This is a genomic window from Polynucleobacter sp. AP-Latsch-80-C2 (assembly GCF_018882185.1).
Taxonomy (GTDB): domain Bacteria; phylum Pseudomonadota; class Gammaproteobacteria; order Burkholderiales; family Burkholderiaceae; genus Polynucleobacter.
In genome coordinates this window covers 40,401-62,719 of sequence record NZ_JACVOY010000004.1, presented here as the reverse complement: position 1 = coordinate 62,719, position 22,319 = coordinate 40,401, and the positions used below count along the sequence as shown (strand labels likewise).

At 44.1% G+C, this 22,319-nt stretch carries 25 protein-coding genes; 16 read left to right on the top strand and 9 right to left on the bottom strand.

From position 1 onward, the window contains the following. Positions 1 to 27 precede the first annotated feature (27 nt). The 4 genes from glyA (at position 28) to ICN47_RS05775 (ending at position 2,517) form a co-directional block, all read left to right on the top strand. Complete coding sequence (gene glyA / locus ICN47_RS05790; protein ID WP_216218951.1) at positions 28 to 1,272, top strand: serine hydroxymethyltransferase; 1,245 nt, start codon at positions 28 to 30, stop codon at positions 1,270 to 1,272. Between the two features lie 15 nt (positions 1,273 to 1,287). Further along, a complete protein-coding gene (nrdR, locus tag ICN47_RS05785; protein WP_216218950.1) occupies positions 1,288 to 1,734 on the top strand; it encodes a transcriptional regulator NrdR in 447 nt (148 codons plus the stop codon). Positions 1,735 to 1,917: 183 nt separating this feature from the next. Beyond that, on the top strand, positions 1,918 to 2,214 hold the full coding sequence (locus tag ICN47_RS05780) for a type II toxin-antitoxin system RelE/ParE family toxin (RefSeq protein WP_216218949.1): 297 nt from the start codon (positions 1,918 to 1,920) through the stop codon (positions 2,212 to 2,214). After that, complete coding sequence (locus tag ICN47_RS05775) at positions 2,215 to 2,517, top strand: addiction module antidote protein (RefSeq protein WP_216218948.1); 303 nt, start codon at positions 2,215 to 2,217, stop codon at positions 2,515 to 2,517. Positions 2,518 to 2,576: 59 nt separating this feature from the next. On the opposite strand, the gene adk is transcribed toward ICN47_RS05775, so the two are convergent. The 6 genes from adk to ICN47_RS05745 all read right to left on the bottom strand — a co-directional run bounded on the left by adk (position 2,577) and on the right by ICN47_RS05745 (position 6,562). Beyond that, positions 2,577 to 3,242, bottom strand: coding sequence for an adenylate kinase (gene adk, locus ICN47_RS05770; RefSeq protein WP_216218947.1), 666 nt, complete (start codon positions 3,240 to 3,242; stop codon positions 2,577 to 2,579). A 104-nt stretch (positions 3,243 to 3,346) separates the two neighbouring features. Then, positions 3,347 to 4,111, bottom strand: coding sequence for a 3-deoxy-manno-octulosonate cytidylyltransferase (gene kdsB / locus ICN47_RS05765; protein WP_216218946.1), 765 nt, complete (start codon positions 4,109 to 4,111; stop codon positions 3,347 to 3,349). Between the two features lie 21 nt (positions 4,112 to 4,132). Then, positions 4,133 to 4,309: a Trm112 family protein gene (locus ICN47_RS05760; RefSeq protein WP_216218945.1), complete on the bottom strand. Its 177-nt coding sequence runs from the start codon at positions 4,307 to 4,309 to the stop codon at positions 4,133 to 4,135. Positions 4,310 to 4,341: 32 nt separating this feature from the next. Continuing rightward, positions 4,342 to 5,430, bottom strand: coding sequence for a tetraacyldisaccharide 4'-kinase (lpxK, locus tag ICN47_RS05755; protein WP_216218944.1), 1,089 nt, complete (start codon positions 5,428 to 5,430; stop codon positions 4,342 to 4,344). Between the two features lie 26 nt (positions 5,431 to 5,456). Further along, a complete protein-coding gene (locus ICN47_RS05750) occupies positions 5,457 to 5,918 on the bottom strand; it encodes a biopolymer transporter ExbD (protein ID WP_216218943.1) in 462 nt (153 codons plus the stop codon). Next, complete coding sequence (locus ICN47_RS05745) at positions 5,915 to 6,562, bottom strand: MotA/TolQ/ExbB proton channel family protein (RefSeq protein ID WP_216218942.1); 648 nt, start codon at positions 6,560 to 6,562, stop codon at positions 5,915 to 5,917. Before ICN47_RS05745 ends, ICN47_RS05750 begins: the two co-directional genes overlap by 4 nt. Positions 6,563 to 6,876: 314 nt before the next feature. Here ICN47_RS05745 and xseA point away from each other — a divergent pair, with 314 nt between their 5' ends. Together xseA and ICN47_RS05735 are read left to right on the top strand one after the other, a co-directional pair. Then, on the top strand, positions 6,877 to 8,088 hold the full coding sequence (xseA, locus tag ICN47_RS05740; protein WP_216218941.1) for an exodeoxyribonuclease VII large subunit: 1,212 nt from the start codon (positions 6,877 to 6,879) through the stop codon (positions 8,086 to 8,088). Between the two features lie 37 nt (positions 8,089 to 8,125). Beyond that, positions 8,126 to 9,217 (top strand): GSU2403 family nucleotidyltransferase fold protein, encoded by a 1,092-nt coding sequence (locus ICN47_RS05735; protein WP_370626270.1) that lies wholly within the window; start codon positions 8,126 to 8,128, stop codon positions 9,215 to 9,217. Here the strand turns inward: ICN47_RS05735 and murB are convergent, their stop codons facing one another. After that, the gene (gene murB / locus ICN47_RS05730; protein ID WP_216218940.1) at positions 9,218 to 10,261 is read right to left on the bottom strand and encodes a UDP-N-acetylmuramate dehydrogenase; all 1,044 of its coding nucleotides are present in this window, start codon (positions 10,259 to 10,261) and stop codon (positions 9,218 to 9,220) included. It lies immediately after the preceding gene. Positions 10,262 to 10,363: 102 nt separating this feature from the next. Here murB and ICN47_RS05725 point away from each other — a divergent pair, with 102 nt between their 5' ends. From ICN47_RS05725 to ICN47_RS05690, 8 genes are all read left to right on the top strand, one after another. After that, positions 10,364 to 10,849 carry a YajQ family cyclic di-GMP-binding protein gene (locus ICN47_RS05725; RefSeq protein ID WP_216218939.1) on the top strand — a complete coding sequence of 162 codons (486 nt, stop codon included), beginning with the start codon at positions 10,364 to 10,366 and terminating at the stop codon, positions 10,847 to 10,849. Next, positions 10,842 to 11,798 (top strand): site-specific tyrosine recombinase XerD, encoded by a 957-nt coding sequence (gene xerD, locus ICN47_RS05720; RefSeq protein WP_370626269.1) that lies wholly within the window; start codon positions 10,842 to 10,844, stop codon positions 11,796 to 11,798. Before ICN47_RS05725 ends, xerD begins: the two co-directional genes overlap by 8 nt. 55 nt (positions 11,799 to 11,853) lie before the next feature. Next, on the top strand, positions 11,854 to 12,519 hold the full coding sequence (plsY, locus tag ICN47_RS05715; RefSeq protein ID WP_216218938.1) for a glycerol-3-phosphate 1-O-acyltransferase PlsY: 666 nt from the start codon (positions 11,854 to 11,856) through the stop codon (positions 12,517 to 12,519). Then, a complete protein-coding gene (locus ICN47_RS05710; protein ID WP_216218937.1) occupies positions 12,516 to 12,887 on the top strand; it encodes an MAPEG family protein in 372 nt (123 codons plus the stop codon). Before plsY ends, ICN47_RS05710 begins: the two co-directional genes overlap by 4 nt. A 42-nt stretch (positions 12,888 to 12,929) precedes the next feature. Next, on the top strand, positions 12,930 to 13,724 hold the full coding sequence (locus ICN47_RS05705) for a GTP cyclohydrolase I (RefSeq protein ID WP_216218936.1): 795 nt from the start codon (positions 12,930 to 12,932) through the stop codon (positions 13,722 to 13,724). A 4-nt stretch (positions 13,725 to 13,728) separates the two neighbouring features. Beyond that, on the top strand, positions 13,729 to 14,640 hold the full coding sequence (locus tag ICN47_RS05700) for a hypothetical protein (RefSeq protein WP_216218935.1): 912 nt from the start codon (positions 13,729 to 13,731) through the stop codon (positions 14,638 to 14,640). Positions 14,641 to 14,643: 3 nt separating this feature from the next. Continuing rightward, positions 14,644 to 14,862, top strand: coding sequence for a hypothetical protein (locus tag ICN47_RS05695; RefSeq protein ID WP_216218934.1), 219 nt, complete (start codon positions 14,644 to 14,646; stop codon positions 14,860 to 14,862). A gap of 156 nt (positions 14,863 to 15,018) precedes the next feature. Next, positions 15,019 to 15,327 carry a high-potential iron-sulfur protein gene (locus ICN47_RS05690; RefSeq protein ID WP_216218933.1) on the top strand — a complete coding sequence of 103 codons (309 nt, stop codon included), beginning with the start codon at positions 15,019 to 15,021 and terminating at the stop codon, positions 15,325 to 15,327. A gap of 282 nt (positions 15,328 to 15,609) precedes the next feature. Here ICN47_RS05690 and ICN47_RS05685 read toward each other — a convergent pair whose 3' ends face one another. Continuing rightward, positions 15,610 to 16,773 (bottom strand): hypothetical protein, encoded by a 1,164-nt coding sequence (locus tag ICN47_RS05685; RefSeq protein WP_216218932.1) that lies wholly within the window; start codon positions 16,771 to 16,773, stop codon positions 15,610 to 15,612. A 10-nt stretch (positions 16,774 to 16,783) separates the two neighbouring features. Further along, positions 16,784 to 18,907: a DUF6311 domain-containing protein gene (locus ICN47_RS05680; protein WP_223146612.1), complete on the bottom strand. Its 2,124-nt coding sequence runs from the start codon at positions 18,905 to 18,907 to the stop codon at positions 16,784 to 16,786. A gap of 70 nt (positions 18,908 to 18,977) precedes the next feature. Here ICN47_RS05680 and ICN47_RS05675 point away from each other — a divergent pair, with 70 nt between their 5' ends. Both ICN47_RS05675 and ICN47_RS05670 read left to right on the top strand, forming a co-directional pair. Beyond that, complete coding sequence (locus tag ICN47_RS05675; RefSeq protein ID WP_216218930.1) at positions 18,978 to 21,152, top strand: DUF6311 domain-containing protein; 2,175 nt, start codon at positions 18,978 to 18,980, stop codon at positions 21,150 to 21,152. Between the two features lie 76 nt (positions 21,153 to 21,228). Continuing rightward, entirely contained in the window at positions 21,229 to 22,296 is a 1,068-nt protein-coding gene (locus tag ICN47_RS05670) for an acyltransferase (protein WP_216218929.1), read from the top strand. The last annotated feature ends 23 nt before the right edge of the window (positions 22,297 to 22,319 follow it).

Below are 22,319 nucleotides of genomic sequence, written 5' to 3'. Positions count from 1 at the left end.
CAGTTCAACTACATCAGGATTATCGCTATGTTTGACCGTCAAAATACTTTATCTAAAACCGACCCAGAATTGTGGGCAGCGATTCAGAACGAGAATCGTCGTCAAGAAGACCATATTGAGCTGATTGCATCGGAGAACTACACCTCTCCAGCAGTGATGCAGGCACAGGGCTCCCAGTTGACGAATAAGTATGCGGAAGGTTATCCAGGGAAGCGCTACTACGGTGGTTGTGAATTCGTGGACGTTGCTGAGCAATTGGCAATTGATCGCGTTAAAGCCTTGTTTGGTGCTGAAGCAGCTAACGTACAGCCCCATTGCGGTGCATCTGCAAACCAAGCAGTTTTCTTGGCTTTCTTAAAACCTGGCGATACCTTCATGGGGATGAGCTTAGCTGAGGGCGGTCACTTAACGCATGGCATGGCATTGAACATGAGTGGTAAGTGGTTCAATCCGATTGCCTACGGTTTAGATAAGAATGAAGAAATTGATTACGAGCAAATGGAGCGTTTGGCTCGCGAGCACAAACCAAAACTCATCATTGCTGGTGCATCTGCTTACTCCAGAAAAATTGACTTTGAGCGTATCGGAAAATTAGCAAAAGAAATCGGCGCGATTTTCATGGTGGACATGGCTCACTATGCAGGTCTCGTGGCTGCTGGTGTTTATCCAAACCCAGTGCCACACGCTGACATCGTGACATCTACTACCCACAAGAGTTTACGTGGCCCCCGTGGCGGCATTATCTTGATGAAGGCTGAGCACGAGAAGGCGATTAATTCAGCGGTATTCCCCGGCTTGCAAGGCGGCCCTTTAATGCATGTCATTGCTGCGAAAGCAACCGCATTTAAAGAAGCGCAAGAGCCAGGCTTTAAGGATTATCAAAAGCAAGTAGTAGCTAACGCCAAAGCTTTGGCAGAGACATTGATTGAGCGTGGTCTGCGCATTGTTTCTGGCGGCACTGACTCTCACGTGATGTTGGTTGATTTACGTGCCAAGAAGATGACTGGTAAAGAAGCGGAAAAAGTATTGGGTGATGCGCACATCACTTGCAACAAAAACGGTATTCCAAATGATCCAGAAAAACCAATGGTGACTAGTGGTATTCGTTTGGGTTCACCAGCGATGACTACACGTGGATTTAAAGAAGCTGAAGCAAGGCAAGTTGGTAATTTCATTGCGGATGTTTTGGATAATCCAAATGATCCAGACAATATTGCTAAGGTTCGCGCACAAGTGGCTGAGCTCACTAAGCGCTTCCCGGTTTACGGCTAAACAAGAAAGCCCCCATTGCGCTGCCCTTTTTGCCATAACGACGATACCCAGGTACTTGATACCAGGGTATCGGACGAAGGCGATACCATTCGTCGTCGTCGCCGTTGTGCCAAGTGCGATAAACGGTTCACCACCTATGAGCGTGTAGAGCTGGTGCTGCCAGCCATCGTTAAGAAAAACGGTAGCCGCGTTGAATACAGTCACGACAAGTTAGCCAGCTCGATTAAGCTAGCCTTGCGTAAGCGCCCAGTGTCTTCAGACTCCGTGGATGAATCGATTGCCCGCATTGAAGAAAAATTAATCAGCCTGGGTGAAAAAGAAATCCCAAGTGAGCGTGTTGGTGAGCTTGTGATGCGCGAGCTAAAGCGTTTAGATAAGGTTGGCTATATTCGCTTTGCTTCTGTTTATCGAAGCTTTGCTGACATTGAGTCTTTTGAGAGTGCGCTCAAAGAGTTGAAGTAAAACTTAAAAAATAAACGGCTAAATGTTGGTTATGTCAGGCAAAAGTCCTTTCTTGATGGAAGACTTCTTTCATTTCCTGGATCAAATTTAGTATCAATTAGCCGCTCAAATTCGTCCCGAAAAAGCTATTTCACCTTGATGGTCTTTGCTTGTATACTGTAACCAATTGATTACAATTTGTTCATGTATGAGATTAGAAAAACAGAAGAATTTGAGAGTTGGCTTAAAGGGATTCGGGACTCCATTACCCAAAAGCGTTTGCTTGCACGACTCCGTAAGCTTAGCCTGGGCAGTCTTGGGGATGTGAGCCCCATAGCCAATGGCATTTGGGAAATGCGAGAGCATTTTGGAGTTGGGTGGCGTATGTATTACATCCAATATGAAAAGATATTTTTGTTGATGTTGGGTGGCGGATCCAAAGCAACCCAAGCCTCTGATATTGAGCGGGTTAAAAGGCTCCTAAAAAATTTGGAGAAGTAAATGAAGAAAGTTAAGAAAATTAAAATTACTGACTTTGCCGTCTTCGATGCTGTGGATTACTTAAAAACAGATAAGGATATGGCGGATTACCTCAATGCCGTATTGGATGATGGCGATCCTGCCTTGTTTATTGCGGCTATAGGAGATATCGCTAAAGCAAAGGGAATGATGGAGATTTCTAAAAAAAGTGGGGTTACGCGTGAGGCGCTTTATAGGGCTCTAAAGTTAGGTTCGCAACCACGTTTCGAGACGGTCGCAAAAGTCATTAATGCATTAGGTTTGAGATTAACGGTTCACAGTTAATAAAAAAGGACTGCACTGCAGTCCTTTTTTATTGAATCAAAATTATTTACGGGAATAACTTATTGAAGCTCAGCAAAGATTGAGGTGGTAATGTCTTCAACGCTACCAGTACCGCTGACTTTGCGATAGGCTGGCGCCTTTACTTTGTCTGTAGGACTAGCTTGCACAGCCCAGCTAGAGTAGTAATCCACTAAAGGACGAGTCTGGTCGTCATAAACCTGAAGACGCTTACGCACTGTCTCTTCTTTATCATCATCACGCTGAATCAGTGGGTCACCTGTTACATCATCTTTACCTTCCACCTTTGGTGGGTTGTATTTGATGTGATAAGTACGGCCTGAGGCTGGATGAACACGACGCCCACCCATGCGATCGATGATGGCGTCAAATGGCACATCGATTTCTAAAACGTAGTCAATTGGGACGCCAGCATCTTTCATGGCTTGGGCTTGTGGAATGGTTCTTGGAAAACCATCAAATAAATAACCCTTGTTGCAGTCTGGCTGAGTCAAGCGATCTTTTACTAAGCCGATGATGATGTCATCAGATACAAGACCACCTGCATCCATAATTTTTTTAGCGGCAACGCCAAGTTCTGTTCCTGCTTTAACAGCAGCACGCAACATATCTCCAGTAGAGATTTGTGGAATCGCAAATTTTTCGCAAATGAACTGAGCTTGTGTTCCTTTGCCAGCACCTGGTGCACCGAGCAGAATTAACCGCATTATTTTCCCCTTAGAAGACCTGTAATTGTCCTGTATTTTGCAAGGAACCTTTATACCTTGTTCCTAGGATTATCCCCAAGTAAACCCTAGTATTCCAATTCGAATCAGGATTTGCTAAGGATCTGACGAACTCTGTCGAGGTCCTCAGGGGTATCTACCCCTGCAGGAGGGGCTTCTGAGGCGACATGAACCGCAATTCGATAGCCATTCCACAGCGCTCTGAGTTGCTCAAGCGCTTCCGCTTGTTCAGGAGGTGCAGGCTCTAGGCGGGTATAGGCTTGTAAAAAATCGGCGCGATAAGCATAGATGCCTAAATGACGTAAGTGCGCAGTCTGCGCTTTCATATTCTGATCGCGCACAAATGGAATAGGCGCTCTCGAAAAATAGAGGGCTTCATTGGCTCGGTTAAGTACTACTTTGACCGCATTGGGATTATCAATTTCTGCAAGATCAGTGATTGGAGTCGCAACCGTTGAGATCGCACAGTTGGAATTGTCGGCCAAGGTTTTCGCAACCTGATTGATGAGTTCAGGCGGAATGAGGGGTTCATCGCCTTGCACATTCACTACCAATGCATCAGCTGGTAATTTTAGGAGTTGGGCTACTTCAGCAATACGATCAGTTCCAGTGGGGTGATCAGGGCTGGTGAGTAAACATTCAATGCGATGCTCATCACAAGCTGCTTGAATCTCAGGCGAGTCAGTGGCAACCACTACGCTATGAGCATTGGAGAGTTTGGCGCGCTCAGCGACGCGCACCACCATCGGTTTGCCATCTAAATCAGCGAGTGGCTTGCGAGGTAAACGCGTAGAACCTAAGCGCGCAGGAATGACCACTAAAAAATCAGGGGCCTTAGAAGTCGTGCTCATCAGATTTGAAATAAATAGAGCTTAGACTTCGTCAGCGCCAAGGCTGCGTGCTTCATCCACCATCATCACGGGGATGTCATTGCGAATTGGGTAGGCCAAGCGATCTGCTTTGCAAATCAACTCATTTTTTTCTGCGTTCAAATGCAAAGGGCTTTTGCACAAAGGGCAGACCAAAATATCGAGAAGGCGTTTATCCATGATGTTTCTTTTGAAGTCGTTAGGTATATGAATTACAAAGTGTAACGGTTTGGATCGGGTCTTTGTAAGATCGATTGCAGCCACTCAGCCAGGCTATCAGAAATGCGCAAACTCATCGGCACCACCCAAATACGCTCATCACTAACTCCTGCACACTTCACAGCGTCTTTCTCTGTAATGAGGATCAAGCTTGCATTGATTGCACTGAAGAACTCAGCTGTAAAGGTCGCGTGATCTGGCAGGGAGATGCATTTACTCCCAATACCGTGCTTAAGGAGATCGTCAAAAAAGCCTTGTGGGTTACCTAATGCAGCCACAGCGGTAATTTTGTTGGGTAAATAGTTGTTAGCAATTGAATCCAAGGTTTGTGTATTGCTTGGATTAATGAGTTGATAGGGTGTATCTAATTCACCAGTCATCGTAAAAGCACGACGCCCTAAAAAGTATTCATCGCGCAAGCCATTGGTTTTGTTTGGCTCTTGTTTACCGGTCAGCAAGGTGGCATCCCGTTCGCGGGTGGCTGGTTCACGTAATGGCCCTGCTGGCAGCAAGAAGCGATTGCCTTCACCACGAGCATCACGCACAACAAATTCAATATCGCGGCCACCTTCACGTGCAGGCCAGCGCACCAAACCTCTGTGTTGCAAACCATCATCGCTAATGATGACGTTGACATCAGGGGAATGCTTTAGCAGTGCGCGAATCGATTGATTGCGTTTAGGAAAAACCCAAATCGGAAATTGATCATGCGTACGTTTTGCAATCAAGACAGGCTCATCACCAACTTGAGTAGGATCGGAATCACTGCGTACTTGTTGTGGACTTGTTTTTGAGGTGGACCCATAGCCTCGGCTAATGATTCCGGGTTTCCAGCCAAGCTGACTCAGGCGTTCTGCTAAAGCAATGACGATTGGTGTTTTGCCGGTACCGCCAACACGAATGTTGCCAACAATAATGATTGGAACGGGCGCTGACTTTTGTTTGCCAATACCCAAATCTTGAATGAGTTTGCGTGCACGAAGAACGCAGCCATGGATCCATGAGAGAGGCCACAAGATAATGCTCGTTGGGCCACGTCTTTCCCAAAACTTGGGGGCTTTGCGAAAGAAAGAAAGTGACATGGGCTTAGTGACGAATTCTGTGTGAATTACTTCTTAGTTTGACTACTAAAGACAATATTAGACAGATTAGCATCGCGCGCGGCTTCTAGGGCGCTCATGACCGCCTGGTGTGGCGCTCTAGCATCAGCATCAATATTGACCTGCATAGTATTTGGTGTGTCTTTGGCTGCGCCACTTTGATTGCTCATCTGCGTGAGCAATGCACTCAATTGGCTGCGATCAGCAACCTTGCCATTGACCGCAAAGCGGCCATCACGACTCACTGCAATATGAATTTGCTTTACTTCTGCCTGAGACTCGCTGCCATTGGCTGTTGGCAAAGTGATTGCCAATTCTTGAAAGCGTGTAAACGTAGTAGAGATCATTAAAAAAATGAGTACCACCAACAACACATCAATAAAGGGAATGAGATTAATCTCGGGCTCTGCAGGACTCTCGATTTCTCCAAGAGAAAATTTTCTGCGAGCGTGTGAATCTAGCCAACTCATACTGTAGTAGTTGACTCAGATGCTGGGTAGAGTTTTTTAAATAACTGTCTGGTGAATTCTTCGCACTCACGACGGCGCTGATTGGCGATCGCGCGTAGTCCGCGCCAAGCCGCTAATGCAGGAATTGCAATTAACAAACCAAATGCTGTGTTGTATAGCGCTACTGAAATACCATGCGCTAATTGTTGTGGACTGCCGGCAGCACCATTGATTGCACCTTGGCTGCCAAAGATTTCAATCATGCCAACGACGGTGCCAAACAAACCGAGTAACGGAGCAACGGTGGCGATAGTGGCAAGAGCGCCTAAATAACGATCCAGCTTTAACCAGACGGATTGCGCTGTAGCCTGAAGTTCTTCGATGGCTGAGTCTGCGCTATTGCCATCTAATTTCTCGCGCAAGAGGCAGGCAAAGAGGCTACCAGCTGGGGAAGTCTGTTTGAGGGCGGTAATTTCGGATTCCGAGATGGATTTGCCGCTAGAAATGGCATTTGCCAGCCCAAAGGCGGTTTCCAGGCAATCCTTAGGAAATACCTGAATTTGACGCAAATACCAGGCCCGTTCAATGACGATAGCCAATCCAATGATCGAAATTATCAGAAGAGGCCAGATAGGCCAGCCGGCAGACAGTAAGATTGAGTACATAAGCTCATTACTTTAGCTGAATTAAAAAAGCGTTTTCTGAAAGCTAGCCTGTGGATAACTCTGTGTGTAACTTTTTCAGAGAAGCGTTGTAAGTCATTGATTGATCGTTGCGAGGGGTTATTTTGGTGCAATTCTCTTCAAATAATCCTGGATAATTATTCATATAAATCAATAGCTTAAGATTTTACTGTAGTATTTATGAGACGCTTAGGGTCAGTAATCACTTACTTACTTGATGGAATTCAAGTGTCTTTTGGCTTCTGTGGATAGTTTTGGGGCTCAAAGCCTTATGTTGTAGAAGATAAAGAGAAAAAATGTCGGAAATATCAAGGGAAGTCCTGACTGTCGGCGATCTAAACCGCGCCATTGCTGCCTCTTTAGAGGAGCGTTTCGATACCGTCTTGGTTAGCGGGGAGATTTCCAATTTCAAGGCCTATGACAGTGGGCATTGGTATTTCTCATTGAAGGACGAAGAAGGCCAAATTAAGTGCGTCATGTTCCGTGGCCGCAATGGCCAAGTCGGATTTATGCCGCAATCCGGAGATTTAGTAGAAGTGAGTGCCAATTTAGGGATGTATGTACCTCGGGGTGACATCCAACTCACAATTCAATCGCTGCGTCGCGCTGGAATGGGTGGTTTGTATGAAGCCTTTTTAAAGCTCAAAGCAAAACTGGCCAAAGAAGGTTTATTTGATGCTGAGCGCAAACGCGAAATTCCATCGCACCCAAGAGCCATTGGCATCATTACCTCTCCACAGGCCGCAGCATTAAAAGATGTCTTAAGCACACTTGCTAGAAGAGCGCCCCATATTCCGATTGTGATTTATCCAACTTTGGTTCAAGGACCAGATGCACCTGCCGGAATTATTGCTGCGCTGAAAGCTGCTGAAAAAGAAAAAGCAGTCGATGTCATTTTGATGGTGCGTGGTGGTGGGAGCATCGAAGATCTCTGGGCATTTAATGATGAGCAATTGGCATATGCGATTGCTAAATCAAATATTCCTGTGGTGAGTGGTGTTGGTCATGAAACCGACGTTACCATCGCAGACTTTGTTGCTGACTTGCGTGCACCAACACCTACGGGTGCAGCAGAGTTGGCAGCGCCGCGCAAAGATCAAATGTTGCAAGAGTTAGAAGCCATTAAGCAAGCGATGCTGCAGCGGGTGCGCCAACGTGTTGAGCGTGAGGCGCAAACCTTAGACCAGTTAGCACTTCGCCTAAGTCATGCTCTGCCAAATCCAGAGCGTATGCGTGAGCAGATTACCAATTGGCAATTACGACTTCAGCAGGCTTGGTCAGTCAGAATGGATTCGTGGAAACGCAATCAAGTGCATTTTCAATCCCAGCTTGAGATGCTTAACCCCCAGCGCACGCTGGAGCGGGGCTATGCCGTAGTGCTCAATGTTGCCGAAGGCTTGCATGCGGTGCGTGAGCCAGGTGAGCTTACCGTTGGTCCGGAGTATGAAATTCGGCTGGCGAAGGGCAAAGCGAATGTCACATTGAGTGATGTAAAGAAGTTTATTTAAGTCTTTAATGCTATTGGTGGGAACAAGACAACCATAAGTGAAAAGTAGTTATTATACAAAAAATTATATGTATAATAACCACATGAGTAAAGATTTATACGTACCCTTATCTCTATCGGCACAGAGTGCATATGCTGAATTACAAGATGAATTGAGAATTCAAAGCATTGATCGTTTTCGTGCGCTTCCTGGTTCATTTCATCGGCAGCAACAGAAAGGCAAGCCCTATATCTATTATGGATATAGGGATATAGATGGAACTGGCCGAATGGCTTATGTAGGCCCCGAGGACAAAAGAGTTCTTGAGCTTATTGAAAAACATCAAGTTATTAAAAGTGCAGCACTGCACGATAAGATCAAGAAACAAGCAAAATCTGCTGAAGCGCTAGGTTGTGCAATAACCTTAACCAAACATTTTCGAGTTATTAATCGACTTGAGCAGTATGGTTTTTTTGGGGCAGGCGGGGTTTTAATTGGTACTCACGCATTTTTAGCAATGGGCAATATGCTTGGAGTGCATTGGCTTTCATCCCAACTAACAATGGATGTAGATTTTGCACATGCAGGTAAAAATGTATCGATTGCTTTAGGTGCGAATGTCAAAATTTCAGTACATGATGCCCTCAATTCTCTTGAAATGGGTCTGCTACCAATTACGGAGTTTTCTGGAAAAACGGGGGCGCAATATCGCAATCCTCAAGACCCAGAACTACGCCTAGATTTTGTAACTCCACAAACACGCAATGGCGGTCCTATAGCGATGCCGGAATTAGGGTTGACCCTCGAGTGTCTCAAGTTTATGGAATTTTCATTAATTAACGTTACTCAGGCAGTGCTTATTTCAAGAGAAGGGGCTTGTATAGTCAACATTCCAAGTCCCGAGAGGTATGCAGTTCACAAATTAATTGTTTATGGAGAGAGGCCGATTCAAGAGAGGGTGAAGGCAAATAAAGATTTAGGTCAGGCCGCTGCAATTTTCAAAGCAATGTTCGAGAATGGGCAGGCGAATTTAATTAGAGATGCATGGTCTGACGCTCTTTCGCGAGGCCCTGGATGGAAAAGGCGACTAAATCAGGGAAGAGCAGCCTTACTTAAGCAATATCCTGAATTATTGGCATTTACTCAATAGCTAAAGAATGTTTGGCTCAATATCCAGAGTGACGCCAAACCTTCCTTTTACAGAATCTTGAATCGTTTTAGCTAGCGACAAAATATCTGCAGCAGTGGCATTGCCATGATTGACGATGACCAGCGCTTGTTTTTCATAAACACCTACTTCGCCAACGCGTTGGCCTTTAAAGCCACATTGATCGATCAGCCAACCTGCAGCGAGCTTGCGTTGTCCAGCGGCATCGGGATATGAAACAACATTAGGGAACTGTTTCATCAGCTGTGCATATTGATCTGCGCCAACAACTGGGTTCTGAAAAAAGCTTCCTGCATTGCCGATCACTTTTGGATCTGGTAATTTTTTAGTCCGAATTTGGCAAACAGCATCAAAGATTTCTTGGGTGCTAGGGTTGGAGTTTCCTGCTTCAGTAAAAAAATTGGCGAGATCGGCGTAATGCACTCTTGCTCGCCATGCTTTCGGGATCTTGAAGATCACCTTAGTGACAATAAAGCGATGGGGGTTTTGTTTAAAGAAACTATCGCGATAAGCAAACTGACAGTCTTTATTAGAAAGTGTCACAAATGCATTGCTCTTGCTGTCGAAGGCTTCAATGCTGTCGATGTACTGGGCGATCTCTACACCATAGGCGCCAATGTTCTGAATCGGTGCTGCACCAACGGTTCCTGGTATCAAGGCTAAATTTTCTAGGCCCGGTAATTTGTGATTGAGGGTCCAGGCGACTAATTCATGCCAATTCACCCCAGCACCTACGACAAGATAGGTATCGCTCTCATCTTCGCGGACTACTTCTTGGCCGGTGATATTCATCAGCAGGGTTGCGCCCTCTAGATTGGGGGGCAGAATCACATTGCTTCCCCCGCCTAAGACGCGCCAAGACCAATGTTTCAAGGCAATTTCTTCAAATAAAGCAGGCAGCTGTGCGGCATCATTAATTTCAAATGCACGCTCGGCTTTCACCTCTAGGCCGAAGGTATTTCTGGATTTGAGCCCGAGATTGAGAGTCAAATTGGGTGGAAGGGGCGCATTTTTTGCACAGTTCATGCCACAATCTTATTCGTCTTCGGAATTCCAGGAGAATTTTCTGGAAAATCCCAGTAATGCCTTACTTAGTAAAGATGTAATACAAAAATACAAGGAGTTGTTATGCCCTCATTTGACGTGGTTTGCGAACCGGATATGATCGAGCTCAAAAATGCAGTTGAGCAATCAAATAAAGAAATTACCAATCGTTTTGACTTTAAAGGTTCTGATAGCCGAGTAGAGCAAAAAGACGAAACACTCATTTTGTTTGGTGATGATGATTTCAAATTGGGTCAAGTGCGTGATGTACTCTTTGGCAAGATGGCCAAACGCAATGTCGATGTCCGTTATTTAAAAGATGATAAAAAAGAAACGATTGGCAGCGATAAGCGCAAGCAAACCATGAAGATCCAAAAAGGGATTACTTCAGACTTGGCTAAAAAAGTCGTGCGCATTGTCAAAGACAGCAAGATCAAAGTACAAGCCAGTATCCAAGGTGATGCAGTGCGCGTTACTGGTGGCAAGCGTGATGATCTACAAGAAGTGATGACCTTATTGCGCAAAGAAGTAACAGAGGCGCCATTGGGCTTTAATAACTTCCGTGACTAAAAAAGAAACATCAGCGGGCACTGGCTTAAAGGCTAAGCCTGCTGACATAGCGCCGGCTAGCCAAGAGGCTATTGAGCGCTTTTGTGATGCCTGCTGGCTTGAAGACGGCCTTGCGCAAAATAGCCTAACTGCCTACCGACGCGATCTCTTGCTCTTGGCGCAGTGGCTCTACAAACAATCTGGTGGCGACTTATATGGCGTTACTGAAAAAGATTTAACTGCCTACTTTGCATTTCGGCGCGCAGATAAAGCAACTACTGCAAATCGGCGACTCACAGTATTTAAGCGTTTCTATCGTCATGCACTGCGTATCAACTTAGTGAAGTCGGATCCGTGCATTGGGCTACGTGCTGCGAAACAAGCCATGCGTTTTCCAAAGACTTTAAGTGAAGAGCAGGTGACTGCATTACTGGGCGCGCCTGATATTGATACACCCCTCGGTTTACGTGATCGCACTATGCTCGAATTAATGTATGCCAGTGGTTTACGTGTTTCTGAAATTGTTTCTTTGAAAACAGTTGCGCTCGGAATGAACGAAGGTGTTGTACGGGTTGTGAATGGCAAGGGCGGTAAAGAGCGTTTAGTCCCTTTTGGTGGGGAGGCGGGGCAATGGCTACGACGTTACCTTGCCGAAGCGAGGGCAACCTTGCTAGAGGGTAAAACCACGGATGCCGTCTTTGTGGGGCGCCATACCGGCACAGGATTGACTCGTCAGGCCTTCTGGGCGCTGATTAAGCGTTACGCCACCATCGCCAATATCCCAGTCGCCTTATCGCCTCATACCTTGCGCCATGCCTTTGCTACCCACTTGTTAAACCATGGGGCAGACCTAAGGGTGGTGCAGCTCTTACTGGGGCATGCTGATATATCTACTACCCAAATCTATACCCATGTGGCCAGAGAGCGTCTTAAATCGATTCATCAGCAACACCACCCACGGGGTAGCTAGGCAATCAGCCAAACCTCATTCCCTGCATTTCCCTTTTACTGTTTAAGATAGCGCTATGGATCAAAATTTAGCCCTTTTGCTTATTCCCATTGCGTATTTGATTGGGTCAGTTTCTTTTGCGGTGGTCGTGAGTAAATGCATGCGTTTACCGGACCCCCATTCTTATGGCTCAGGCAATCCTGGTGCCACTAATGTTTTGCGTACCGGTAATAAATTGGCTGCCGTTCTTACTTTAATTGGCGATGCCTTAAAGGGTTACCTCGCAGTGATGTTGGCGCGCGTCATTTTGGGTGATGCGTCATTGACATCGACCATGGGTTCGTGGATTTTATGTGGCGTAGTGATCGCTGTTTTCTTGGGTCACTTGTTTCCGATCTTTCATGGCTTTAAAGGCGGCAAGGGTGTTGCAACCGCTTGCGGTATTTTGTTCGGCATTAATTGGATCTTGGGCGCGGCCACTTTAAGTACTTGGATTATTGTGGCGATGTTTATGCGCTACTCCTCATTAGCTGCGCTGGCTGCTGCAATATTTGGTCCAATTTATTTTGTATTTTTGTTTGGCTTTCAGCCGATGGGCGCAGCGCTCTTGGTAGTTTGCTTGCTACTCATCTGGCGTCATCGCAGCAATATTCAAAACCTGATGAATGGCACTGAGTCACGTATAGGATCTAAGGGCTCTAAAAAGAATGCACAAGCTACTGACGAAAAAGGAAACGTATGACCATTGCTTACTTTTGCATATTGATTATGGGTTTACTTCCCTACGTGGCTGCTGGGATCGCCAAAAAAGGTTTTGAAGGTTACGACAATAGTGCGCCTCGCCAATGGTTAGCAAAGCAGACTGGATTTAGGGCGCGTGCCAATGCTGCTCAAGCCAATCTATTTGAATCCTTACCTTTCTTTTTTGCTGCAGTCATTATTGCTTCGATTGCGCAGGCACCCCAAGCGCGTATTGACTTGCTGGCGGTCGGTTTTGTGCTGGCGCGTATTGCCTATTTGGTTTGCTATGTAGCCAATTGGCCAACGACCAGATCCATTGTTTGGTCTATTGGCATTCTTTGCGTAGTCAGCCTCTTTTTCCAGATTTAAATTTCAGCATTCTTAAAAACATTAACGAGACAATCATCATTTATGCCTACTAAAAAAGTAGCAGTTAAAAAAAGTACCCCTGCAAAGACGCCGCTAAAGAAGGTGGTGGCTAAGAAAATCACCCCTGCTACAAAAGTTGCTAAAGCTACTAAAGCAGATGAAGGTTTGCCTTTATCAACACTGATTCGTCGTCGCATCAAGGCGCAGAATGCCCGCTTTCATGCGAATGACAATATTGCCGCTTTCATTAAGCCAGGTGAGCTGGAGGGCTTAATGGATGAGGTGGCCGAGAAGATGCAGGCCGTCTTAGAAAGCTTGGTGATTGATACCGAGAGCGATCACAATACGAAGAACACAAGTCGTCGCGTTGCCAAGATGTATGTCCAGGAAGTATTTAACGGACGTTATGTTGAGCAGCCCGCCCTAACGAAGTTCCCTAATGTCAGTCGTCTCAATGAGTTGATGATTATTGGCCCGATTACCGTCCGTAGCGCCTGCTCCCATCACTTATGCCCAATCATGGGTCGCATCTGGATTGGTGTTCTACCAAGTAAGAACTCAGCATTAATTGGCTTGTCTAAGTATTCCCGTCTGACAGAGTGGGTCATGTGCCGTCCTCAGATTCAGGAAGAGGCGGTAGTGGAATTGGCCGACATGCTGGAGAAGAAGATTAAGCCGGTTGGCGTAGCTGTGGTCATGGATGCTGATCACTTCTGCATGCAATGGCGTGGCGTAAAAGATCGCGACTCCAAAATGATCAATAGTGTGATGCGCGGAGCCTTTTTGAAGGATTCCAATCTGCGTCGGGAGTTCTTGGCTCTGATTGAGCGAAAATAGACGAATGAGAAGATCTTTATTTCTACTTTCGCTTTGGGCTTTACTGATTTCTGGGTGTACTTTTCTGCCTCAGCCGCCAGATGTCGAGAAAATCACCGGCCCTAAAGTAGAAAACCCTTTCTTTAAGATTCCACCTGAAAACTTGAAGGATTACCAAGATCGCTCCTGGATCTTGCTCGCCGAATCATCCACCAAGAACTGGTTTTACGATCCCTATACCTTGACTGAAGATGAAGATGGTGTGATTACATTTGATGCCTTCATCTCTCCTCGAGAAAAGAATCGCCTCGATCGATTTAATCCAACGATTGTTGGGCCTTACCGTCAAAAAATGGATTGCTTGGGTAACCATCAATGGTCAGAAATCTTTTATGCGCAGAATATTCCGCCAGCGGTAGCAATGAGTCAAGCGAATGATCCAACCAAAGAATATGGCTGGATCAAGATTCGCCCAAAAACAGCGATGGCTTATATTCGTAGCAAAATCTGCGGACGGAAATTTATCGATGAAAAAAACATCAATTACTTCTTGTATCAAGATGGTCAAGTAAAAACTGAAAAAGAAAAGAGTACCGATCCAATTATTCAGGCCTCAGATTCCTTGAGCTCTGCAGCACCAAACTTCCCAACATTTTTTGAGGTAATCAATAACGAAGTTCTGGTGGTCGATAGCAAGAAGGATGTTCGAGAAATTAAAATTTCTTCATATGTTCTGGATAAAGACTTTCCGAAAAAAGGTGATTTCACTTTCACTGCGAATTGTCAAAGTAATACCTATAGTGTTCAAGTACAAGGCAAGGGTAGTTCTATTCGTGGAACTGTCGAAGGCAAAGAATCTTTAGCTGCGGTAGCCTTTAATCGTGCCTGCGGTAACCATGGTACTTATATGAAAGCCATCTCTCGAGCAAGTCGATAAGCCATGAATCAAACTCTCACCAAATATTTCATCTTATGTTCAGCGCTAGCATTGCTCTTTGCCTGCAATAGCTTTCCTACTGAAAATATTGATCCTAATAAAAATAACAAAGATGTTTACCGTAAGGAACTTGCGGAGTGCAAGCAGGACTACCCGGAGTCTGGATCGGGAGTGCACTTTAAGCAGTGGGCAAACTGCATGAACCTCAAGGGTTGGAAGTAAGCTTCAACTCAACATCTGTTTGAGAACAATTCTCAACAAAATAGCTATATAAATCAAGCAATTAAGAGGCTCCTAGTGCGGAGCTCTTTCCTCTACTATGATTCGTATCAGTAATGAGTTTTTACCTTCCCACTTTCTTGAAACTTTGGAGTTCACATGAAAAATAGTCGTCGCCAATTTATGATTTTGTCTGCTGCTGGTGCTTGCACATTAGCCTTGAACGGTAAAGTTCAAGCTCAAGCAATGGTTGCAGAAACTGATCCACAAGCTGCTGCCCTAGGTTACAAGGCCAATGCAACTACAGTTGATAAAGCTAAATACGCTAAATACGCTGCTGGTCAAGAGTGTGATAACTGCGCATTGTTCCAAGGTAAAGCTGGTGCAGCTGCTGGTGGTTGCGCATTGTTTGCTGGTAAGCAAGTCGCTGGTAAAGGCTGGTGCTCTGCTTACGCTAAGAAGGCTTAATAGCTCAATAGCAAAAAAGCATTAAACAAAAAGTCACCTTAGGGTGGCTTTTTTACTGTCTAAATACTTACAAACTCATTATTGCTTTTGCGCAGCAATAGATTTGATGCAGTCTTTGATGCCGTAGTTGTAATATTTACCAGCATTCTCTTTTTTGACTGACTGCGCACATTCCGTTACTGAGTTACGTAGATCGATTTTTGCTATGTTTATTCTCCTGTTTGTTTAATAAATTATTGTAAAAATGCTTTTTTGTTGTCTGGGTATTTTATAAAAACCAGATTACTTTTTCAAAGAATATCCTGGTTTCAAAAGAAAGTACGGCATCATCCCAATAAAAACTAAGCCCATGCTTAGATAGTAGACGTTCAGTGGGTCAGACAAGATGCCGGTATGTGCAAATAAGGGTGTGCCTGCTAACTGGCTCAGGGATAAAGCATAGGCGACCACAAATAGCCATTTGGCAATAAGTCCCTGCTTTAGGGGTGATGCAAAGATAAATAGGGCGATGAGTGCCGGAAAGAGATCATAGACCTTCAATCTGGGATTGAGAATAGTCAGCAGAAAATAGAGCAGCAGAGTAAATCTAGCACTATTGAGCAGGCCCGAGCGCTTTGCCAAGAAGAGGGCGGTCAAAATGACGGCACCTAGGATTGCAAAATGTAATACAAAAGCACGGTAGATGAGAGAGCCGGCGCTCAGGTAGTGCTCATAGAAATACATCACCAAGCCATATCCTAGATCTCGCTTACCAAGCGTTTGGCCTTGGACTGCCGAGAGGAAGGATTGGAATTCAGCACCAAAATAAAGGGAGCTAATTAGCAGAGTAAGCGCCAACAAACTAGCCGCCATAAACACAAGAGACCAGATGGATTTTTGTTTAGAAGTTTTCCAGGTGGAAACTAATGGAATGATCAGGTAAGCCAACATATAGGGCTTGACCAAGCTAAATACCATCACAGTCAAAATAAATACTGCAGTGAGCTTGCTAGGGACACCCTCCAAAGCGTTGCCATTAGCAATTTTTCTTAGTAATAGGCCAAGTAAGACCAAATGAAAGAAGACGGTCACATTTCCGCTGCCAATAGAGATGGTGCCAATACCGCAGTAGGCAAAGGCAAGAAAACTATAGAGCCACCAAGAGCGATTGCTGCCCAGGCTACTGACAAAGAAGAGCAGGCTTGCTAAATAAGCGCCCATAAGAGCTATGCCTACATTGTTGCCAAAGAGCGCCATGAAGCGCAGTACTAATGGGTGATAGACAAAAGAGAGGTAGCCGTTCAGTTCGTATGGATTGCCGCCAGCATTAAAGACCCCAACAGCTTTTTCATAAATCCCCAGGTCCCAGAAAATACCTTGATCTAGAAATTGCAGGGAATAGAGGGACCAAGCAACACCAATCAATAAGACAAGCAATAGCCTGACGGAAGGAAGGTGCTTTTTCATGAGGGTTAGTCTAGCGAACATCTACTTTGGTTAAGCCGATACCCAGCTCTCGAGAATCATCGCCTAAACCCAATGATTTTGGGCTTACCGGATTCAGTAATTTAAATTCAACCAATGCATAGCCATCAGCGCGCATGGCAGCGGTTACTGGAACATCAATTTGGTTTCTAGAAAACTGGCTCAAAGTAAGTGACTTGAAATTTTGACCATCGGTAGTGAATTCCATTTTTTGCTCAGGATGCATGCCATTAACAAACGCTTGCAAGGAAAAGGTAATGACTTTTGCATTTGGATTAGTAATAGGAACGTAGATCTTTACTAACGTTCCATCAGACCAAGTTCCCCAGTTTTCTGATTTACTCCAAGCTCCACACAAAGCAAAGGGTGCTGACACGGGAGTGTCCTTAGAGAGCATGGGCTTAATTTGATCTAGCTGACTTAAGCTATCGGTATTCTTGAAATACCCAGGTGCGTATACATAGTAGGCATCAATTTTGGCGAACAAATCCGATGGAGATCGAAGGCTGGTACATGCTGCAGTATTTATTTCCTCTGGAGCAACGATATATAAATTTTCAGCCGTCAAATCGCCTGTATTTAACTTATTTAAATATTCGCGATTTAGCTCTAGAGACTTTGGTTCGTCATAACGAGCAAGGTAAACAGCATTAGTTCCCATGTGGTTTGTGGATGCGAAACGACCGAAGACACGCCATTCATTGGATAAGAAACGTGACATAAAGTCAGGTTGCAAATTAAATCTACTGGAAACCACAATAATATTCTTATATTGCTTGGCAGCCCGATTCCAGAACGGGTTTTCAAGCGGTAATTTACTGTAGGGAAATGGACCATTGGATGTCATTCGCTGGCGGACATCGAGCCAGCCAATGCTCAGATCAGTGACTTGTAGTACTAGGCAGCTGGCCAGAATCAAAAGGGCGCCTTTTCTGGAGAATTGTTTGGAAACGAGATAGCAAACTAAAAGCAGCAGTGCATAAAAAGTTGGAATAAAAAAGCGTCCTGAGCTCCTCAAAATGCTTGCAATAGAAATCCATTTATCAGGTATGGGGAAAAGAAATTCTCTCGATCCAATGGCAATGTTATTGCTTATAGCAAAGATAGAAAGTAAAGATAGCATCACAACTAAAAATAAATTCTTGCTAATGATGCTTTTAAAAGAGGTCCGTAATTTAGCCCCTTTGCCCAAAGCAAATAACACCGCAGTTATGCCGCCAAGCCCAAGATAGATTGGCTCTTCAATCCACCAATGGGGCTTAACATAAATTGTTTTTACAAAAATAGACCATCCGGCAGGATTCAGTAGTCCCAGTAGATTAATTTTGAAGACACCATATCCGAATGCTCCTATGGAGCTAATGGTAAAGTAACCAGCCAAATAGCTTGTAACTATTACGCTAGCTGTTGAGATGAGCATGGTCAAGAAGGCTTGAGCATGGGATATTATTCGTTTGATAAATACGCTGTCGAAAAGGTTCGAGAGCCATAGCGCCCCAACGATTGCAAAAATATAAAAATGAATCAATAGACTTGCTAAGAGCAGCACGAGCCATGACAACGCAGGATATGTTTTGTTTTCTTTGAGCGAGAGGTAGAGTGATGCAAGTATTAAAAAGAGGCTTCCAAGAGCAGGATTCTCTGGGAAAAGACTTAGAAGTGGAACCGAAAATACAAATAGCCCAGTGCAAAAACTACAAGTAAGTACATCCTTTGAAAAAAGATTTACCAGTTGCCACGAAAACCAAGATTGAAGCACGAAGCAGATTAAGATCCAAATTCCAAAGTACTGAAAGGTTTCTGGTAAAAATGGCGATATCGCTTTGAGGGGTATGGCGAACAGTGGAATGGAATCGCTATATACGATCGAATTATTTAAGTTGGTCCCATAGTCTAGATTAACCCCAAGAGGCCAAGACCAGGTACTATTTCTATAAAACAACCACCCAAAATAGTGCATTGTTGCATCGCCACCCCCTAATAGCCATTGCTCATTCCACGGGTTAAGTACACTAAATCCGCAAACGACCCCAAAACAGGCTATGCCAATGAGGATCGGGATTATATTTCGAAAATCGAATCTCCAATGATGGGGTAAACCACTTAATTTCAACATGTCCACATTATCTAATTAAAATAAACGGAATTATTAAAACAGCTTTAAAAAATAAGGATTTATTAGTCAATTGTCAGTAGCGCATCTACCGAATAAAGGAACTTCAATCTGGATGCCAGTCTTGATTGGTGTTTGCGCATTCTTAATTATTGCTGGACCTCGATTTTTGGATCCGACTAATGTCGCATGGTTGGTAGGCGGAGATCCTTTGCAGCATTACCTAGGCTGGGCTTTCTATCGCAGTAGTCCATGGACTTGGCCTGTTGGCTTAAATCCACTCTACGGCATGGAGTTTAGTAATTCCATAGTCTTCACTGACTCTATTCCATTGCTGGCAATTCCATTTAAAGCAATCTCTCAGTTTTTGCCATATCCATTTCAGTACTTAGGAATTTGGGTGTTACTTTGTTTTGTATTGCAGGCCTATTTTGCATTTCGGCTGATAAGTCTTGCTACGAACAGTATTGCAATTCAGTGTTTGGGAAGTGTTTTGTTCTTATTTTCCCCGCCGCTGATTTTCCGCTTGAGTTTGCATGAAAGTTTAATGGGGCATTTCATCATCTTGGCTGCCCTATATTTAAATTTAAAACCCATCCCAAAATCAATTGAGACAAATAAAAAGTATTTATATTCGTTTGCTTGGATCATCTTGTTATCGATTGCGGTGTTAACGCATTTTTATCTCGCAGTGATGGTTTTGGTCTTATGGATGGCAGATTTGATTTCAAGGGTTTTTGCCTCAAAGAGCTCATCATTTAAAGATGCGGCTATGGAATCAGTTCTCGTTATTGGGGTTATTATTTTTGTGGCTTGGCAGGCAGGCTACCTTGCTATTGAAGGTGCTTCCGGAGCATCTCGTGGGTTTGGGGACTTCAGAACCAATCTCTTGGCTTTATTTAACTCCAGAGGTTGGTCATATTGGTTAAGACCAATTCCATTGCGCGACGCTGTGGAAGCTTCTACCGGCGAAGGTTTTCAGTACTTAGGTGCTGGTTCATTATTTCTATTTCTTAGCGCGATCTTTGCGGTTATTACAAGAAGAATCGTTATTACCAGCGTATTGGCGACCATCTGGAGAAAAAATCGATTCTTGGTTTTGTCTTTAATGGTGATGGCCTTAATAAGTTTCAGTAATCGGGTTGGATTTGGGCCTTGGAATCTAGCATTCCCGTTGCCTGAATTGGTTATTAATATATTTAGTGTAGTTCGAGCTTCTTCGAGGTTATTTTGGCCTTTGTATTACATCATTCTTCTTGTGATTATGTGGGTGACAGTGAAGTCATATCCAGCAAGGAATACCTTGTTGATATTTAGTATTGCTGCAGTAGTGCAAATCATTGATACCAGCGCGGGTTGGTTGGCAATTCGGGAGAAGGTGTCTATGCCCGTCTCAAAAGAATTTAAAACAAAGTTAAATAATCCATTTTGGCTTAGTTCTGGATTGCATTACAAAAATGTGGTTACTAATGATAGCCCTGGCGTATGGGAGGATTTTGGGATTTTGGCTTCTCGATATGGCATGGCTACAAATATGACTTACATGGCTCGAGTTGATGGCGGTAAAGAAGTTAGATTTCTTGCGTCCATCAGAGACCAGCTTTATAGGGGGCCTTTAGATACTCACAGTCTTTATATATTGCGTGATTGGAAAAATGCACCCGATAAGGCTAATTATAATTTTCTTAGATATAACGCTGAAACCGATTTACTTGCGCGCATTGATGGATTTAATATATTGGCGCCTGGTTGGAAAAATTGTCAAACATGCCCAAAGGTTAATAAAAATTTTGAGCTACCCCAATTTACACCAGTTCTAGAAATTGATCAATTGGTGGAATTTACTAAAGCGGGTAATGGACGATCGCGGTTCATGTTAAATGGATGGGGGTATACGGAGGAATGGGGTACTTGGGCAACACAGCCAGTTGCCTCGACTGTTCTGCCCATGCCCAAGGGCGATCCTACTAAGCTAGTAATTAAGGCAAATGCGTTTTTAACTTCCAATCATCCTCGGCAGATTGTGGACATAGCTATCAATGGAGCTCGTGTAGCTGATCAAACAGTTCTTAATAAATCCCAGGGAAATATTCTTGAAATTAAATTACCCAGAGGACCCAAGCTGCCTGGCGAGCCAGTAATGATTGAGTTTCACTCTTTGGGCGCTACTAGTCCTATGACGGCTGGTTTGGGTGCTGATGATCGCACATTGGGTATTGGCTTGGTATCTATTCAGTTTGCTCGCTAACTAATTCTTATTGATAAGCTCTGAGGCTAAATATGAACATTAGAATGGCTACTATCCTAATTCTAGAAATATAAAAATGGGCCTTATTCGATTTCTATTGGCTTACTCTGTTGTAGTGGGCCATTTCACTTTTTTCCCGACTTATAAATTAGTTGGGACAGATACGGCAGTTGAGGCCTTTTTTATCTTGTCTGGGTTTTATATCGCCATGATTTGGGATACTCAGTACAACTCAGTAAAAGATTTCTGGATCAATCGTTTCTTAAGGCTATATCCAGCCTATTTTGTGATTGCAGCTATTAACCTAGTCGTCAACTTGATTGAGCCTGGTGAGTTAAAAAATATTTTCACTTTCCCACCATTGCTTAGCGCTTATCTCATTTTTACAAATGCGACGATGATCTTGCAAGACTGGGCGATGTTTTTAGGGTTGCAAGATGGACATTTGCATTTTGTCAGCAACTTTAATAACTCTAATCCACCGATTTGGCGTTATCTACTGATTCCACAGGCGTGGACTCTTGGTGTTGAAATTAGTCTCTATATCCTGGCGCCATTACTTTTTATTAAGAAATTTAAATACGTTTTTGTTGTATTTATTGCCTCGATGCTCATTCGCATTTATTTGCTAATGCATGGCAAATATGATGATCCATGGGGCTATCGTTTTTTCCCAAGCGAGCTAGCTTTATTTATGATGGGCGCTGTAGCGTATTGCTTCTACTCGAAGATTAAGTTTGATTCCAATCCAGACTTGTTCAATCTTTTGGGTAAATGGTTAACAACCCTGATTATTGGGTTTATCTTCTTCTTCCCCAATATCGTTGCTGGTTATGAATTTAAGAAGGGACTCTTTTATCTCCTATTGGCTAGTGCGACACCTTTTATCTTTTATTACTCCAAATCCAATAAGTGGGATCGATTTATTGGAGAACTTTCCTATCCTATGTATTTAGTTTGGGCCTTACGTATTGATGTAGTGGGCCCAATTGTTAAATTCTTCAATCTGACCAGTGAAAGTGCGATTGGGGTGGTTTCTTACGGCTACATCATTTTGATGTCAATCTTAATTCATCTGTATGTCGAAAGGCCATTTGAAAAGATCAGAGCACGCTTTAGGTCTAAAAATAAGCAGGTTGCTTAATGGGGTGTTTGTTAGCGCCTCCA